Source organism: Paenibacillus alvei DSM 29 (assembly GCF_000293805.1).
In the GTDB taxonomy this organism is placed as follows: domain Bacteria; phylum Bacillota; class Bacilli; order Paenibacillales; family Paenibacillaceae; genus Paenibacillus_B; species Paenibacillus_B alvei.
Window position 1 is genome coordinate 1 of sequence record NZ_AMBZ01000024.1, and the last position, 16,202, is coordinate 16,202.

Sequence of the window (16,202 nt, forward strand, 5' to 3'; positions counted from 1 at the left end):
GAAAGTAACCACAACTAGGGTAGGTAACCAATTCAGTTGTTATTTTCATTTTAGCAACTGAAAATGGTTACGTCTACCCCTCTTTTGGAGGGATTTTTTATGAGTCTAGCAAAGGCGCTAGAGCATATTGAGTTTCACCATCAATCTGCTGATGGTTATATCGCGTTAGCCAAAAAAAGAGAAGATGGCCATTTTGATCAATATCATTATCGAGCTGAAGAAGTGAGCAGCAAGTTATCTGAGTGGCTTGGAGAAGACGTTTATTTCTCGCAAAACACATTTTATAAGCCATCGCGCCGCGTTGAAAATGTTCGACAACTACGCGCTCTGTACGTGGATGTAGATTGCTACCTGTTGAATTACACACCTGATTGGGTCATTGGCAAAATGGAACTCGAGCTGTTCGGCGAGTCTGTTCCAGAACCAAACTTGATTATTTATTCTGGCCGTGGATTCGTTGTAGTGTGGCTCCTAAATCCTATACCGGCAAAGGCACTTCCCTTGTGGCAATCCGTTGAGCGGCATTTCGCATCACAGTTTTCTTTCGTAGGAGCAGATTCTAAGGCTACCGATGCTTCTCGCATATTACGAGTAGCTGGAACCGTGAACAGCAAAAGTGGTGCCGAAGTAACTGTTCAGTATCGCCATGCACATCGGTATGAGCTCCGACAGTTGCAGCACGACTATCTTCCGGAAATAACGAAAAAATCCAAAGGGCGGCCACGAAAAATTGTTCAGCTCTTTAACATACATAAACTCTACCACGCACGGCTTCTTGATCTTGTAAAATTGTTGGAACTGCGTCAGAACGATTTAAACCAGTGTAGGGAGCTTTTTTGTTTTCTGTATAGGTATTGGTCTTGTTGCTTTCTAAACGACGAATCTGAGGCCTTACAGAAGGTCTTAGAATTGAATTCGAGTTTTGTTAGACCATTGTCTGAACGGGAAGTGGTTCGAGCCACCCAAAGTGCAGAGAGAGCATATCATCTGAAAAATGATAAAAAAGCAAACGAGTTAGCCATTGAGAGAGGGTATCCAGGAGCCGGTTACAACGTCCGGAATGAGACAATCATTGAGTGGTTGGCCATAACGCCAGAGGAACAGCAGCATTTAAGTACGATTATCTCGAAAAAGGAAAAGCAGAGACGAAATACGTTATATCAGCGTAAGAAGCGTCGTGAATTAGGTACAGTTGAACGTAAGGTCTATTTAACTGAGCAACAGGAGCGAACAAACGATAAGCTACAGCAGCTGCGCGAAGCTTTAGCAGCAAATCCTAAAGCAACACAACGTGAACTTGCTCAAATGTTAGAGGTGACAACTCGTTATATTCGTAAACTTTTAGCAAAGCTTTAAAGTAAACCTATAGGCTCTAGCCCATTTGTAGGCTAGAGCCTACAAATTTCGGTAAGGCGGGGCGTCTACCCCGTCTTTTTTGTTTACCGGTGTGTCAGCTTATATTTGAGGGGCTACGCCCTGCCTTAGGCTTCCTGGATGCGAGGTGCCGTTTACGGGGATTCCGGATGCGGTTGGCACGTCTTGCCTTTTGCTTTCCGTTCCAGACAAAGTGTCTCCTGGTGTGTCAGCTTATATTAAGGGGGCTCCGCCCTGCCGGTAGGCTTCCGGATACCTGGTGCGTTTGCGGGCATTCCGGATCGATGTACTTCTGGCCATCTGCAGCTCGTTCCGTAAAAAAAAAAAGCGGAACAGGTGTGTCAGCTTATATTTGAGGGGCTATGCCCTGCCGTAGGCTTCCATACCTGGTGCGTTTGCGGGCATTCCGGATCGATGCACGTCTGGCCATCTGCAGCTCGTTCCGTAAAAAAAAGCGGAACAGGTGTGTCAGCTTATATTTGAGGGGCTATGCCCTGCCGTAGGCTTCCGGATACCTGGTGCGTTTGTGGGCATTCCGGATCGATGCACGTCTGGTCATCTGCAGCTCGTTCCGTAAAAAAAAAGCGGAACAGGTGTGTCAGCTTATATTTGAGGGGCTATGCCCTGCCGTAGGCTTCCGGATACCTGGTGCGTTTGTGGGCATTCCGGATCGATGCACGTCTGGCCATCTGCAGCTCGTTCCGTAAAAAAAAGCGGAACAGGTGTGTCAGCTTATATTTGAGGGGCTATGCCCTGCCGTAGGCTTCCGGATACCTGGTGCGTTTGCATTCTTTGCTTACTCCTTCTTCCACTTAGGCTTAGCTTTTTTCTTCTTTGTCCTCTGTTTCCTATTCTTTTTTCTTCTACTCTTGGTAGTTCCTTAGAGTGTCCCTTCCCCCGTCCTCCCGCTGGTGTCTGGTGGGGCCTACCCACAGGATGGGGTAAAGTACTCCTGCCTAATCCCTGAAACCCTTGCCGCAAGCGGCACCTCCTTAAGCATATGTTCACGGTTCGGTAGAGCGTATGAACCGTGAACATATGCTTAAGGAGGTTAGATAAATAACAACGTACGGAATAAAGCAGGGAAATTATATTGATTGATGGATTGATTGAGAGATGGAGAGTTTGTATTTAAGGGCGGGAGGACGGGGGAAGGATTGCGAGTAAGATGTTGAGTTTGGTTGGTGGTTGAAGGTGATTTGTAGATGGTAGTGTAGTGAAGGAAAGGGTACAAGGATGGGTGTAGAAAGGACTAGGAATTGATGATAAAGAAGAGTTAGGAATGGTTATATTGGGTGGATAAGTGTGAGGAATGAAGGGTATTGTTGATGATGGTAGGATGTTTGGTTAGTAGACTGTGACTGGATGAGGGTTGGAGTTGGTGAGCGAGTGGCGTATTTGTGTGTGCGGTCATGACTGATGAGCGGAATTAGTAGGAGATATGAGGTATTATTGAGTGTGATTAGATGATTAATATGTGAGGTGAACGACGTGACCGATGAAAAACAATGGCTTTCTGTGACGGAGTTATCAGAACAGCTCGGGATTCCGGATGCGACACTCCGGAGATATATTCGGCAACACGGCCATCACCTGCAGCTGCGTAAGCGGCATAAGAGTTATTTAGTAGCTGATGTTTCGGTAGACGTGCTTGTGCAGATTAGAGAGGCGTATGCAGCCGGTAAGAGTATAGATGATGTGGAAGATGCGTTGGCTGCAGCTGGAGCGCCTACGATCATAACGGTGAACGATGCAGATGATAATGGTGGCCGTGTGACCGTAAACCTGGCGGAAGCCTTATCTGACCTACAAAAAACGGTGAACGAACAGAGTGAAATGATTCGCGCACTCGGTCACATCGTCCAGCAACAAAATCAAGCTGCAGCTGCTGCAACTTTGCCTGGTCCTACTGAACAACGGGCAGAACGAGTTACGGAACATTTGACTAGGCGCCGCATCGAGCGGCGGCTTGAACGAGAAGCGTTAGAGTTGTGGGCAGCGAAGCCAGAATCTGAACGTATGCGAAGAACTGGATTATTTCGTCGTGAGGAAGACGCTGCAGCGCGTGATCGATTTGTTCGGGATTATGTGGACGAGCATTACGAAAAGAGATTGCGCCAGGAGTTCGGGCTTGAATAGAACCACCACCGGCGGCCAAGTGTGTTATTATCACACACAATAACACACTATGGTTTTTTATGTGTGTGACAATAACACACATATGTAATTACCCTCGCCGGGCGGCAGCTTCCCAAACAGGGGGTTTGGGAAGGGCATAAAAGGGTTGGCTTAGGATCCGCTCGTCAAGGGCAAGCCAGGAGTGGTCGCTGCGCGACCCTTGACGGCTGCAGTTGTACATATTCCGGATTGTCTTGCAATGTGTGACTGATGTAGACGGGTGATAGCTACAGTCATGACCGAACGCTCGCAAACGCTTGATACATAAGGTTTTTTTTATCATGACAAAATGATTGATGTGTGGCATGAACGATGTGACCGATGAAAGTGAGGAGATGGGAACGTGATATTGAGTAACGTGGAGAAAGAGACAATCCGTCAGATGAATGTGGGCGATAATGTGACGTTCGGCGGAGTAGCAGCTGGTATGGATGATCGGTACGAAGTGCATCGAGTGACCGAAGGAGAATATAAAGTCGGGAAGTATGCGCTCATGATTTGCTTGGATATGGATTATGTATCATCGACCGAAGAAGTCATTTCATTCATTGAAGGAAAATGGATTAATACCTAAATCAAAGAAAAACGAAGAAAACGGGAGATCGTAAATGTTGCGATTTCCCCGTTTTTTTGTGATGTTCCACGGAAGCAAAATCGCCGCTCAAGGCTGAATTTGCCCGAATACGGCGGCCAGGGGTCTGGACATATGCACAAAATCCGGGATTTGGTACATATGTACCTGATAAATGTAACCAATTGGGGATCAATATGACCAATAGGACTTTAAGTGGTTCTGCAATATATATTTTTTGGTAAAATGTATGTAGTCGTATATTTTGTATTAAAAAGGAGGGGCATAATGTCAAAATGGAAGAAGCCTATTTTTATTATTGCCGGTATATTGATTATTAGTGTAATAGGAATTTTTCTTTATAATTCACGGACGCCTTTTTCATTTAACGATTTACTTCGAGAGCATTTTAAGGAAAACGAAATTGAGTCTATTTTTATACAAAAAACCATGTCAGCAGAGAAAAAAGACTATAGTGATATTCGCTTTACAGATAAAAAAGACATAGAGTTCGTCATGAAATCACTTCCTGAAATCCAAGTAAGGAGTGATTCTTCTTCCCGTGGTTTTCCTGAATATCCAACATATCAATTTACCATTGGAGGAAAAGACCAAAAGCTATCTTTATCCTTTATTATTTCCAGTAAGGAAATATTACTGCATGATTACGAAAAAAGGGTAACTATTCATACAAAATTACAAATGAATTCAGGCTTGATAAGTTAGAATTTCTCGATCCATTTTTAGTTAAGCTGAAGTGATAAAGGAGCGCGAGCTGCAGCTTCACCGCGCAGCTGGCCGCTGCCGGCGAGCCGATCGCGCGGAACCGGCGCTTCCGGAAGAACAACCAGGAGCGCGAGCTGCAGCTTCACCGCGCAGCTGGCCGCTGCCGGCGAGCCGATCGCGCGGAACCGGCGCTTCCGGAAGAACAACCAGGAGCGCGAGCTGCAGCTTCACCGCGCAGCTGGCCGCTGCCGGCGAGCCGATCGCGCGGAACCGGCGTTTCCGAAAGAACAATCAGGAGCGCGAGCTGCAGCTTCGCCGCGCAGCTGGCGCCGCCGGCGAGCCAATCACTTTATTTTCTCTGAACAAAAAGAACAGTAAGAGACAACAGGAGGTCATCTCTTACTGTTCTATCTGAAAATTATTGATCAGTAACCCAATCCCCACCGCGATAATGAAGCCCAGTAGTTTGGCCCTCTCCAATAACAAATCGAACATAACCATCAACAGTGTTATACTCAATCATTGGTACTAGCACTCGAATACGATCATATTGTGTATTTTTACGCAGGAAATCAGCAACCCCAGTTAGATAGAAAGATCCATTTTTAACGTAGCTCTCAAGTGTAGGAGCACCAGAACCAATTCCCGCGACAACACCAAGAATAGTTGCTGCCCAGCCTCCAGCGGTAGCAGCGGCACCACTGGCAGCTGAAAATAGTATTCCCATGGCAGTGGAGAACTCACCTAATTTATTGGTCAATGCGCCAGTACTTGTATTTTTTCCAAATCCATCGAGGTAAATAGTTCGTTGCGCGCCCATGAGGTCTAAGACCTGATTCAAATTTAATTCAAGTGTTTGTGGATACTCTCTAACTTCCATACAAAATTCCTCCTAATTGTTTTTTTGTGAATCAAGAAATTTGCTTCATCGATGAATTTTTCCCTTCACACTATATAAGGAGATGGCACTCAGAAAAATACAACCTTAGTGATAAAAAAAGTCTGTTCGAATTTACGAACAGACTTTTTCGGGTTAATTTGTGTTTATTTTTTCTAGTGCAGTAATCAGCTTTTTTATTGTCTCTTCGAGGTTGTCAAATTTTTCACCGATAGTCTGTAAGATATACCGCAATAAAATAAAGCTTAGTACGACTGGAAAGCCAAGATTAGTTATAGGGGTAGAGACAGCAAAACGCGAAAATCGTACGCTAACAATTGTGTTGCATCGTGATCCAGCCGAGAACGTCTAAATTGTGTTGCGTTAGAGGGAACGGTTCCGCATGAATACCCGGACTAATACAACACAATTGACTTTGTGCTGCATTCCTTAGCGTACGGAAAATCAGCGATGTTACTGGATTTTTCCCCTTAGCGTACGTTTTCCGCGTTTTGTTGGCGGTACCCCTTATAAGAGATATCATGTCCACTGTTTCCATAGAAATATCCACCTCCTTATGACTATAAGGAGGAATTAAGAGATATTTTACAATTCAATTTATTTAACTAGAAAAATAAACCACAAGAAACTATAATATAAGAACACACGTTCTACTTTTTGGTTGTATTTTGATAGTCATAATTTCCTTAAATTAAAAGACCATCTTTTCTGGAGGGGGATTAATTGAGGAATAAAAATATTTCTATAATTGATTATTATCAAAAAGAGTTAAAAAGAATTGCTTGGCGATTGCAATATCGCGCCAAGGTAAAACGTAACCGAGAAACAGGATTAAATGACTATTTGTATTCAACGATTCCTGCACATGATTATTCTACTGAAAGCCATTTATATGTTAAGGAGCTCATAGATACAATTCCATTTCATACAGGTAGGCAAGTCATTTTTAAAATCTATGTTCAAGATAAATCAGAAACACAAGTTGCTAAAGAAATGAATATAAGTCAACAGGCGGTGAGTAAATGGAAGAAAAAATGTCTCAAGTATCTTTATCAGAAGATGAGTTCGTAGGACTATTATCATTAGCTAGACAAAACAATAAAGAAGCAATTATGAAACTCTTTTACTATTTTGAAAAGGACATTATATATTTGAGTAAGTTCATAAAAATGCCTAATGAAGATGCTATACAAAGTATAAAACTAGAACTATTACAGCTTATAAAATATGATTCGTATTGGTGTGAAACGATCACCGTACGGGATACACCAGGAGCAGTAGAGACATGAAAACTGAAGCAGTGATATAAAAGTGGCTGAAACATGATAATCGTGTCAGCCACTTTTTAATATCTGTGTAGGGGTGCCGCAGTAACAATGGTAAGTGGTCCCTGCTCCGATGTCCGTATGCAAAACTATAGAACACAATTTTACTAGTGGGATTGTCCTATAGCTGGTATAATCAGGATGCGAGGTAAGTTGAACGGCTTTTGGGCGGTGGTTCACCTCCGGCAAGGAGGTGATGCCGGTGACAGTATTTGAAGCATTGTCGTTGATGTTCCTGTTCGGAATGTTCATCCTGGCGCTGCTGACGTACATTCACTCCACAAAGAAGTAGGACCGCCCTCCCGACCAAGGTAAGCGGTCCTTCTCTTTAGGAACAAGTTTATTTTGAGCCGGAGCAGCCCCGCCCTTGAGCGGTAGACTTATCTCCGTCAGACCGTTAGCAGCTGGGAACTGCTAACGGTCTTTTTATCATCATTTCCTAAAAAACCTATAGGTATTACTCTACAACAACTATTAGTCTCTACACCTAGTATAACACTCAAAACGTGTTTGAGAACCACTTTTTGAACCATTTTTTACGGGTTTCTACACGTTTAAACAAGTTTATATCTGTTATAGCATGAAATTCGTTGACGTGTACATGGCACGCTGGTTTGCACTATTTTCTTTCGAGACGATGTAATACAAATGTATTACATGCCGTTAAATTTGATCGCAATAGTGTAATACTTTTGTATTACTTTGTATTAAAACACTGATGACAGCAGCATTTTTAAAAGTAATGCAAATGTATTACAAATGGTTTTTGAACAGTACTGCAGCGCAAAGAAGCCCAGGGATTTTCATCCTTGGGCTTCTTGCAATTACGGCTCCGAAGCGTCCAGCAGCCGTAATTCCGTCTGTATCGATAGCATAGCGCAGCTGTAGCAAGAAATCAATGCTTAATCTACTTGATATTCACGGCCGTTATCATCGAGCATGATTTTGGCCGTGGATCCATCCGGATTAACTCGCGTGATGAACTCGTCGTCTTCCTGGCGATAATAATACGGGATACCTGCAGATCGTGCTTTTTCTGTTACATAGGCGAAGGCTTGTCGGCCGATTTCATCGAGCTGCTTCCAGGTCAACATTTTTTCCATTAGGTTAATCTCCCCAATCTGGATTTTCACCTGCTAACAAGATACCTTCTTGATTGTAAAATGCAAAAAACGGTTGGCTGAAATAAGCCGTACCCCCATTCTCAATGTATCTAAGTACGTCTTCAAAATATTCTGTTTCTGCACCTTTACTTTTATAAAAACGGAACAGTTCCGATCTAGTAGTCGGACATTTTTCAAGCTCATTAATGTCCATTCTTTTTGGAGTATCATAAATCATCCTAAATTATCTCCTCATCTATGATTTTACCTCAGTTTACAATTCAGCAGCGGCGTAAGCCAGCTGCGAATGAGAACCGCAAGCCGCCGAAAGGCGGTTAAGGCGCGACCCGTATCCTATCCCGGAGGGATAGGGGGTAGTGCAGGATATAAAGGTGACTACATCACCTTGTAAAAGCGCTCCGCACTTGGGTTTATCGTGTCTACATTATATAATGAGAATGTATACAATGGTAGATTATAGCACGAATACCAAGGGGGAATGGTGTCTACATGGGATCTATGCAGCGTATTGACGATCGTTTGCACGAACGAATGAAGCAGCTGGTAAAGATGAAAAATGGCCGATCGTTAGCGGAAGAATATCGGCAAGCAATCGAGCACTGGATTACACAAGAAACACAGAATATATTGTTGGCCGACAGTCAGATCCTAAACAGAATGGAAGAACGAATCACGAAGGCCGAGGAACGGTTGGCCAGAATGAACGGACGCACGGGGATGGATGTATCTATCGTTTTAACCGGCATACTGCATTTACTCGCCAAACAGCATGGAGTAACTGAGAAGCAGATTTACGAAGAACTGCGGCCTATAGCTGCGGCTAATTTCTCTAGAAAAGATGTTTAGGGATGGGAATAGAAGAGGTATAGCCAGGAACAACCAGGCTATACCTCTTTTTGTTGTTGGTTTATTATTTTTGCGATTTCCTCGCCATATTTCTGCTGCAGAACTAATTCATTTTTGACGTAATCCTCTAAAACGAGATACATCAATGAAGTCATAGCAACACCAGTCTCCTTACTTCGTTTTTTAAAGAAGGCGTGGACTTGGGGGCTTACTTTTAAGGGAAATCGAACAAAATCATCAGGTGTCATTGATAGCACCTCCTAAAAAATAAAGAGAACTTCTCTATCATAACATGAGAAGTTCTCTTTATAAGTACGTTTCAGACTAGATTCACCGGTAACGAGAACGAATGTGGTAGACTCCTGGTCACCGGTGCAGTTCAGAAGGCGCATTTCTGAAACCTTTTCGAAAGGGAATAGCGTTACCAGCACTATTTCCTTTCTAACTAGTTAACTTGTTTCCACCACCCTAAGATTAGAGACGGTAACCAGTAGGGATATTAACTAGCTTGTATATAATATAAATTAACATCAATTTGATGTCAATATTAGTTTTAAACTAATTATAAAAACATCTATTTAATGTATTCATATAGGACTTATGGTATAATGGTAATAGATACCTACTTCTATGTGGGTGGTAAATAAAACTAATTTCCTGAACAATTTTAGGAGGTCTGAATCATGGTAAAAAAGACAGTTGCTATTACAGTTGCAACGGTGTTAATGGCATTAAGCATCTCACCTGCAGGAGCTGCTGCAAAGTACGACTACAACGTCAGGGTGAAAGTGAATGAAAATGTGATTAAGTCGGATGTGAAACCGTTTATCGATGTGGCCAACAGCCGTACATATGTCCCAATTCGTTTTGTCAGCCAAGCTCTGGGCGAAAAAATTGAATGGAACAACAAGACAAAGACCGTTACCGTGAAGACGGCAGCCGGTAAGAAAATTGAGCTGTCACGCGGGCAAAAGGTTGCGGTCGTTAACGGTGTGAAGCAAAACATCGATGCACCGGCTATGGAAGTCAGTAATCGGGTAATGGTTCCGCTGCGCTTCGTATCCGAGCAAATGGGCGCTACAGTCACACCCAAGAAAGAAAACGGATGGACAACAGTGAACATTGCATACGCCAAGGCTCCAGGTGGCAAGGGTGAAGACAAGCAGCCAGAGCAGGGCAATAAAACATTTGATTCCTTCGCGCTTGATCCAAAGCATAATAAATTAGCTCCACTGCTGTTCAAGAACAATGTTCACGTTGAGAACGGTGAGTTGGTGTTTAAGGTTCCAGATTTAAAATGGGGTGGAGCTACTCATTATGGAGTCCGTGGTAAGATGACCAAACTTCAAAAGGGTAAGGAGTACCGCTATAAACTTGGTGAGGATGGATTTATTGGATTCTTTTTAGATCATGAAGATAGCACGGTTGAGGGGTATTATGTTCATCTATCACCAAACCACATCAGTCTTGAAGGCGAGTTTAATGACGTAGTTGGAGATGCAATTGTGGTTAGCGATTTAATCGACAAACGTACTGCAGGAACCCTTACTGACGTTATCAGTATGTTCCGGAAGTGAGGGAGGGCTTACAATGAAAAAGGTTTTATGTGCAGTCCTAGCATTTCTGATGATGTGTAGTTTTATTCCTGATTCGTTAGCGGTTGCTAAAAGCGCTCAGGATCCAATGGTCTCCCCCTATGTAGATTGGAAGTATGGGGATAGAGGAGATAAACTAGATGGTTTTATTCCGGCTTTTATGGAGCAAGCTATTCGGCCTTGGGAGCTGGCAAGATGGACGGGGATTTTTCGGTTTGCAGACGGCAAAGAATCAAAGGTTTCGAATTATGATGTCTTTAACATTAAGAAGAAATATGACAGTGATACATTCGAAAAGGAGAATGGTTTTGGGCTAGTGTACAAGTCTGAATCTGCATTAGACGAACTATTCCAAGCGATATATGCACCGTATAAAAACTCTCTTCAAGTAAGACAATGGGAGCATTTACGCAATCATTTTAAATCTGTAGCCCAAGACCCTTCTTTAAAAAAGGGACATGATTATTACTATCTAGTCGATAACTTTACATTCCTCCGGACATCCGGAATTGTGCAGCGTTTAGGGATTGCTTTCGATAGCACCAAGAAGATAAGTGAGTCAGAACGCCAGGCGTTGTATACCCGAGTTCCGTTCCCGAAACTGACCGTGAAGAACGTAGGCAGTAAGATGGTTGTAGACTACGAAGCCAGCGGCTTCACGCATCGGGAAATTCGCGTAATTGCTGTTCCGAAGGGCGGTTGGTTCGGAAAGGATGAAGCCAAGATAACGGCCATCAAAACCGACAATGTTGGTACATACAAGCCAGCTAAGCCGGTCGAGATGGAATCGAATCAGATAGCCTATCTAATAGGCACGAAGAAAGACGCTGAGGTTGATTTTATCATCGATGACGGATACGGCCAGACGGTGATCGTGCCGGCAAAGCTATCCGGAACGGACAAGGTAGAAAACGCCGACTTCGTACCGACTAGCATAAAGCTAACGGACGGCGGCCAGCTCTGGATGAAATTCCGTTATGACGGCCAGCCGGTACAGCGCGATCAACTTGTGAATCCGGACGGCATGCCAATGACCGCTAAAGTGAAGATTGGCGGCGCGGGTACTGCAGAATTTGAACTACCGATGATGTACAAGGAACTGCCGGTTACGCTGCAGCCTAAATCAACATACAACGTCATGTTGGGGAAAATAGACCTGGGCAACAAGCCAGGGAAGTATACGATTAAGGCAACCGGTATCGTAAACAATCCAAGTCATACTAAGCGTGCCCTGGAAGCTCCAGAGGAAGCGTACAAGAATAACGAAATCAAGGGAGAATGGCAGCGCGAGATCAAAGGTGCAGAACATGATCTAATCGCATTCTCCGTCACGGCCAATCCTAATTCGCTGAAGATGGGAGGGAAAACGGCCGTTACTGCGTCGGTGAAAAATCTCGGGCCTTCAGCCCAAAATAATGTCCGGATCCGTTTCTATGCCAACGGCAAGCAGATCCATGAGCTGAAAAAGGACATGCCAGCGAATAAGACAATCCAGGTTGGAGGATTCAACTATCAACCAACAACGACAGGAGTACACTCGATTAGCGTACATGTAGACCCGTTGGCCGAAAGCCTGGACAAAGATCGGACAAATAACGTAGCCACTACCGGCTGCACCGTATCCGTGAATGGTGGCGGTGGTAATACCGGAGATGGCAAGTGCATCAATCAGACGAACAAGACCGGGAACTGGTCGGTTACGTATCATCTGATTACCGGCTATCCGACGAAAACGCGCACATATACCTGGACCGACAGTAAAGGCAAAGTTCATACCGACAGAGAGTCCTATACGGACTACTCAGATCCAAACTGGGAAACTCGCAATGTGCAATACTCGGAAAGCCTAACGATCGATGCCAAGGTAGATACAAAACAAGACATCCCGACTGATCCAAAGCGCCCTAAAGAAAGCGATGTTGAAAGTCGCGGCAGCTGGGAGATCATCCCGTATGCCAAAGAGAAGTATTTAAATGCTAATGAGATAACCAGGGCAGGCTATGGTTTCGAGCTGAAGGTCACGACGAACTACAGCAGCGACTGGGAGACGAAAGTGCCGAAGGGATACGAGAACACTGCTAGGCCATTTGGAACGCAATACAAGGGCGCACAGACGGCCACAGCGCGTATCTATGATAGCAATAATAAATATGTGACGACCGTTACGCTAGAGAAAACGAGCGATAACGGAAAACAGGCTACATTCGAGCTGCCGGTTGTCTCTCATAAGGATTCAGTGACAGGCAAGACATTTAAGTACCGTAAATTCTTTACGGATTATAAAGCTCCAGACGGCAAGTATCGGGTTGAGATTGAATCTGGCCCTGCAGGAGCAACGGGTATAACGGTTTGTAAGACTGTATTCGTACGGATTTTTGGAAGTATGTACGATGATGTCCAAAATCTTCGGAAGGACAGTTAAATAAAAGAACCCTCCAAAAAATTTTGGAGGGTTCTTTTATTTATGACAATTAGTGGGCTGATTAAGCCCATTTACCAAAAAGGAAACCTATGGTAAAATAAATTACAAATATTTCAAGGAGGACTAGACATGTCCACGGGTTCGCTGCTATATACCACCATAGGCGATCTCCTTAGACAACACAGAATAGAAGCAGGCTTATCTGTTCATCAACTACAAAGAATGTCAGGAGTTAATCGATCCACTATTTCAAGAATCGAAAAAGGAGAGATTAAGCATTCGGAATATGGCACCATTCAACGTATTACTAATGCCTTGAACATCTCCTTTGAGGAAACAATTGAACATTATATCGGTGCTGATCAGAAAGCTGAAACATTATTATTAATTTTAGAAGACACAATTACAACGGGGAATATTCCGCTAACTTCAAAAATAGCCCTTAAATATTTAGAGTCCACGAATGAAGATAGTTATGATTCGATTGAAAGGCTATACAATATTGCATCCACTTGCAAAGCTAGTCCCGCATTAAAGCTTGCTTTATTCCAATCAATAATCAGTTACTCGCGTGACCACGGTATTATGCCCTATTTAGCAAAATCCCAACTCAATTATTACTTCATTGATCGTGATGATTTTACACGATTAGAAGCCACATACCAATATGGGAAACACCTGTTGAATTACGTTAATTTTCTGTCTGATGACGAGAAGCTATTGTTACACTATAAGCTAGGTGTACACGCTTATAATTTGATGCTTTATCAGGAATGCGTTGACATGTGCGGATATGTTATAAATAATGATTCTACACGGAGCAATTTAAAAGCAAATGCCCTCTACGCAATCGCACTGGGATATGACGGCCTTGGTGATTATGCTAAATGGGAAAGCTATTTAAAGGAGTACAGCACTTACAGCACTCCAGGAGCAGATGAAAACAAAAAGGTAACCATCGCACGTGTCAATAGTCGGATGGGAAATGTTGATTTAGCAATCGAACAGCTAAATGAATTACTTTTACATACTACTGCTGATCGAAATTTCATTGTGGTTATTACCAAGCTTTTAGAAATTTATCTCCAGCGTAATGATTTAGATAACGCGCATAAACTGCTAATATACGAAGATAAAGTAAACAGTATTCCAGTCACGACGCCGATTACACGCCTCAACATAGCACTTTTTTATCGCCTTAAAAGCCAAATTCTAGTGTCGCATGATTTTGAATCTGCATTTGAATGTTGCAAACAAAGCGTAAGAGAATATATCAAAATATCCAGGTTTGATGAAGCTTTTGAGAGTCTTAGTGTAATATCCAATCAACTTCTAAAAGATAGCTCCCTTATTAACGTTGAGACCATTCGCAAGATGGATATGCTTTTTGACGAGTTAAGAACGAAAAAAGGGGTTGACCGCTATGAATAGAAAATTTTATCGAATGATTTTTGTATTCTCGTTAGTGGTTCTATCAAGTCCGGTGATAGGGGATTTTATCACTTATGCTAGTGGTAACCCCGAGTGGACTCCATTTTAAACGAATAAAAAATAACTTCGAACGCCTGTTGGGGCGTTCTTTTTTTGTGTCATGTTGCATGTTGAGTAAAAATATGGGAATTCATGCCCCATGCAATATACTTATTGTAGTGGTGGTTCATCTTCCGTTGTAAGTACGTGAGGTGAGTTCTTATTATATCCAATTGTGACAAATCAGTAGATGCGTTATTATCGAAAATTTACGAATTGAAACAGCAACTAATTAAGACTGCAATTGAAAAAAAGCTTACTGATGATGAGGTTGTTAAGATAAGCCAAGAACTTGATAGCTATATTGTCGAAGTACAGCGGAAACAGATTAAGCGCGGTTTTATACGAGCGATTTGACATGGAACCTCTACAGGCGCGAAAGCCGCGGAACATAAGGACTTTGCAATGCTATGTTACATTATTTTATCTTTTTATCCATTAGCCAGTTTATGAATTTATAAACTACGTAAATAACTATAGCTAATCCTAGATAAGGGAGGATCATAAGAAAAAATTTCATAAGTAATAGCAGCTCCTCTCATACAGATATATACATCAAGAAATCACTAATATTTTACAGTTGGTTTCGTTTTTTCATGCTATAATCTGGCCTATGTGCCAAAATTAATCAAATGAATGGGAGTGTTGTTTGAATGCAAAAGAAGATTATGTCTTTATTACTGGCTACTAGTCTTTGTTTTACATTGTCAGCCTCAGTATTTGCTGAGAGTGCTCCAACACCATCGACTCAAGCGAAATATTCATTGGAAAATGTTGTACCTTCAACTTATTTTATGAAATATAAAGGTCAATTTCAAACGTTTGATCAAGTTTACGCTACATTCGGTAAAAAAGTTAGACCAGCGACAACTGAAGAAAAAACAAAAGGTGAAGTTGCATACAGCGTGAAAAACCCAGATGAATTAGCTGCGTTATTGGCATTTTTGAATGATCAAAAACAATTATTGCAAAATAGTCTTTCTGAACCTCAAATCGTATCAGTAGGAAATACTCTGGCGGCCGAGGTTCAAACAGACACATATGAGCAGACTATTTATGACAACTCTCTTTATTGGATTAAAGGATATGTTACAATTGACTATGTTCCTCGTACAGGAAAAATAACAAAAACCACTGCTAGAAGTGCTTTATTGGGTCTTACATACGGGCATACATGGAAGCCAGACAGCCCGAGAATAACTGTAGTTTCAGATCAAAAACGAAAAGTTGTATTCACTGGAACAATTACAAGTAGTGTAAATGTTGGCGGAGAAATTGAAGTATGGAATGATAATGTTAATGCGACAATGCTTGTTCAAAGTATCCCATTAATTGAAAAACCTTAATAATTGTGTAACCCCAAAACCAAAACTAACCACCCTAGAGCAGATGGGTGGTTAGTTTGTTATATGCATAAATTCACCAATAGTCAAGCGCTGCATGCGTCGTAAAAACGAGAAATGCCCCGAAAATAAGGGGCATTTCTGCATGAAAACATTTACTAGATTCATAGGCAGTGCTAAAATTATTTCCAGAACGAAAAAAGACGCCTAAGGTTTGGCGGCCTAGCGTCTCTTCGTTCACATAGATAAGGGGTACGTACCCACGTTGAG

General features: G+C 42.6%; 17 protein-coding genes. 13 read left to right on the plus strand and 4 right to left on the minus strand.

Annotated features, from left to right (window positions below; all coding sequences use genetic code 11):
* The first annotated feature begins 99 nt into the window (after positions 1 to 99).
* The 4 genes from PAV_RS31865 to PAV_RS31885 all read left to right on the plus strand — a co-directional run bounded on the left by PAV_RS31865 (position 100) and on the right by PAV_RS31885 (position 4,849).
* On the plus strand, positions 100 to 1,356 hold the full coding sequence (locus PAV_RS31865) for a hypothetical protein (protein ID WP_005552731.1): 1,257 nt from the start codon (positions 100 to 102) through the stop codon (positions 1,354 to 1,356).
* 1,509 nt (positions 1,357 to 2,865) lie between these two features.
* On the plus strand, positions 2,866 to 3,513 hold the full coding sequence (locus tag PAV_RS31875; RefSeq protein ID WP_005552732.1) for a MerR family transcriptional regulator: 648 nt from the start codon (positions 2,866 to 2,868) through the stop codon (positions 3,511 to 3,513).
* Positions 3,514 to 3,895: 382 nt separating this feature from the next.
* Positions 3,896 to 4,126 (plus strand): hypothetical protein, encoded by a 231-nt coding sequence (locus PAV_RS31880; protein WP_005552733.1) that lies wholly within the window; start codon positions 3,896 to 3,898, stop codon positions 4,124 to 4,126.
* Positions 4,127 to 4,411: 285 nt separating this feature from the next.
* The gene (locus tag PAV_RS31885; RefSeq protein WP_005552734.1) at positions 4,412 to 4,849 is read left to right on the plus strand and encodes a hypothetical protein; all 438 of its coding nucleotides are present in this window, start codon (positions 4,412 to 4,414) and stop codon (positions 4,847 to 4,849) included.
* A gap of 418 nt (positions 4,850 to 5,267) precedes the next feature.
* Here PAV_RS31885 and PAV_RS31895 read toward each other — a convergent pair whose 3' ends face one another.
* The gene (locus tag PAV_RS31895; protein WP_005552735.1) at positions 5,268 to 5,729 is read right to left on the minus strand and encodes a hypothetical protein; all 462 of its coding nucleotides are present in this window, start codon (positions 5,727 to 5,729) and stop codon (positions 5,268 to 5,270) included.
* A 741-nt stretch (positions 5,730 to 6,470) separates the two neighbouring features.
* Between PAV_RS31895 and PAV_RS31905 the strand changes: the two genes are divergently transcribed.
* The 3 genes from PAV_RS31905 to PAV_RS36760 all read left to right on the plus strand — a co-directional run bounded on the left by PAV_RS31905 (position 6,471) and on the right by PAV_RS36760 (position 7,364).
* Positions 6,471 to 6,818 (plus strand): RNA polymerase sigma factor, encoded by a 348-nt coding sequence (locus PAV_RS31905; RefSeq protein ID WP_005552737.1) that lies wholly within the window; start codon positions 6,471 to 6,473, stop codon positions 6,816 to 6,818.
* Positions 6,770 to 7,036 (plus strand): hypothetical protein, encoded by a 267-nt coding sequence (locus PAV_RS31910; protein ID WP_005552738.1) that lies wholly within the window; start codon positions 6,770 to 6,772, stop codon positions 7,034 to 7,036. The genes PAV_RS31905 and PAV_RS31910 overlap by 49 nt, the downstream gene beginning before the upstream one ends.
* A 238-nt stretch (positions 7,037 to 7,274) precedes the next feature.
* On the plus strand, positions 7,275 to 7,364 hold the full coding sequence (locus PAV_RS36760) for a putative holin-like toxin (protein WP_157267462.1): 90 nt from the start codon (positions 7,275 to 7,277) through the stop codon (positions 7,362 to 7,364).
* A gap of 610 nt (positions 7,365 to 7,974) precedes the next feature.
* Here the strand turns inward: PAV_RS36760 and PAV_RS31915 are convergent.
* A complete protein-coding gene (locus PAV_RS31915; protein WP_005552739.1) occupies positions 7,975 to 8,175 on the minus strand; it encodes a hypothetical protein in 201 nt (66 codons plus the stop codon).
* A 4-nt stretch (positions 8,176 to 8,179) separates the two neighbouring features.
* Complete coding sequence (locus tag PAV_RS31920) at positions 8,180 to 8,413, minus strand: hypothetical protein (protein WP_005552740.1); 234 nt, start codon at positions 8,411 to 8,413, stop codon at positions 8,180 to 8,182.
* A gap of 272 nt (positions 8,414 to 8,685) precedes the next feature.
* Here PAV_RS31920 and PAV_RS31925 point away from each other — a divergent pair, with 272 nt between their 5' ends.
* Complete coding sequence (locus PAV_RS31925) at positions 8,686 to 9,042, plus strand: hypothetical protein (RefSeq protein ID WP_005552741.1); 357 nt, start codon at positions 8,686 to 8,688, stop codon at positions 9,040 to 9,042.
* A gap of 38 nt (positions 9,043 to 9,080) precedes the next feature.
* Here PAV_RS31925 and PAV_RS31930 read toward each other — a convergent pair whose 3' ends face one another.
* Positions 9,081 to 9,290 (minus strand): hypothetical protein, encoded by a 210-nt coding sequence (locus PAV_RS31930; protein ID WP_005552742.1) that lies wholly within the window; start codon positions 9,288 to 9,290, stop codon positions 9,081 to 9,083.
* 435 nt (positions 9,291 to 9,725) lie between these two features.
* Here PAV_RS31930 and PAV_RS33000 point away from each other — a divergent pair, with 435 nt between their 5' ends.
* The 5 genes from PAV_RS33000 (at position 9,726) to PAV_RS31950 (ending at position 15,935) form a co-directional block, all read left to right on the plus strand.
* On the plus strand, positions 9,726 to 10,619 hold the full coding sequence (locus PAV_RS33000) for a copper amine oxidase N-terminal domain-containing protein (protein WP_005552743.1): 894 nt from the start codon (positions 9,726 to 9,728) through the stop codon (positions 10,617 to 10,619).
* A 13-nt stretch (positions 10,620 to 10,632) separates the two neighbouring features.
* The gene (locus tag PAV_RS31940) at positions 10,633 to 13,059 is read left to right on the plus strand and encodes a CARDB domain-containing protein (protein ID WP_005552751.1); all 2,427 of its coding nucleotides are present in this window, start codon (positions 10,633 to 10,635) and stop codon (positions 13,057 to 13,059) included.
* 129 nt (positions 13,060 to 13,188) lie between these two features.
* Positions 13,189 to 14,490, plus strand: a complete 1,302-nt coding sequence (locus PAV_RS31945; RefSeq protein WP_005552752.1) for a helix-turn-helix domain-containing protein — start codon at positions 13,189 to 13,191, stop codon at positions 14,488 to 14,490.
* A 306-nt stretch (positions 14,491 to 14,796) separates the two neighbouring features.
* Positions 14,797 to 14,946, plus strand: coding sequence for an aspartyl-phosphate phosphatase Spo0E family protein (locus tag PAV_RS34135; protein ID WP_262866963.1), 150 nt, complete (start codon positions 14,797 to 14,799; stop codon positions 14,944 to 14,946).
* A 296-nt stretch (positions 14,947 to 15,242) separates the two neighbouring features.
* On the plus strand, positions 15,243 to 15,935 hold the full coding sequence (locus tag PAV_RS31950) for a hypothetical protein (protein ID WP_005552759.1): 693 nt from the start codon (positions 15,243 to 15,245) through the stop codon (positions 15,933 to 15,935).
* Positions 15,936 to 16,202 lie beyond the last annotated feature (267 nt).

Coding starts and splice junctions, on each gene's coding strand:
- PAV_RS31915 (WP_005552739.1), bottom strand. CDS start 8,175: ATGGAAAAAATGTTGACCTGGAAGCAGCTCGATGAAATCGGCCGACAA.
- PAV_RS31885 (WP_005552734.1), top strand. CDS start 4,412: ATGTCAAAATGGAAGAAGCCTATTTTTATTATTGCCGGTATATTGATT.
- PAV_RS33000 (WP_005552743.1), top strand. CDS start 9,726: ATGGTAAAAAAGACAGTTGCTATTACAGTTGCAACGGTGTTAATGGCA.
- PAV_RS31925 (WP_005552741.1), top strand. CDS start 8,686: ATGGGATCTATGCAGCGTATTGACGATCGTTTGCACGAACGAATGAAG.
- PAV_RS31910 (WP_005552738.1), top strand. CDS start 6,770: ATGGAAGAAAAAATGTCTCAAGTATCTTTATCAGAAGATGAGTTCGTA.
- PAV_RS31920 (WP_005552740.1), bottom strand. CDS start 8,413: ATGATTTATGATACTCCAAAAAGAATGGACATTAATGAGCTTGAAAAA.
- PAV_RS31950 (WP_005552759.1), top strand. CDS start 15,243: ATGCAAAAGAAGATTATGTCTTTATTACTGGCTACTAGTCTTTGTTTT.
- PAV_RS31945 (WP_005552752.1), top strand. CDS start 13,189: ATGTCCACGGGTTCGCTGCTATATACCACCATAGGCGATCTCCTTAGA.
- PAV_RS31930 (WP_005552742.1), bottom strand. CDS start 9,290: ATGACACCTGATGATTTTGTTCGATTTCCCTTAAAAGTAAGCCCCCAA.
- PAV_RS31940 (WP_005552751.1), top strand. CDS start 10,633: ATGAAAAAGGTTTTATGTGCAGTCCTAGCATTTCTGATGATGTGTAGT.
- PAV_RS31895 (WP_005552735.1), bottom strand. CDS start 5,729: ATGGAAGTTAGAGAGTATCCACAAACACTTGAATTAAATTTGAATCAG.
- PAV_RS31865 (WP_005552731.1), top strand. CDS start 100: ATGAGTCTAGCAAAGGCGCTAGAGCATATTGAGTTTCACCATCAATCT.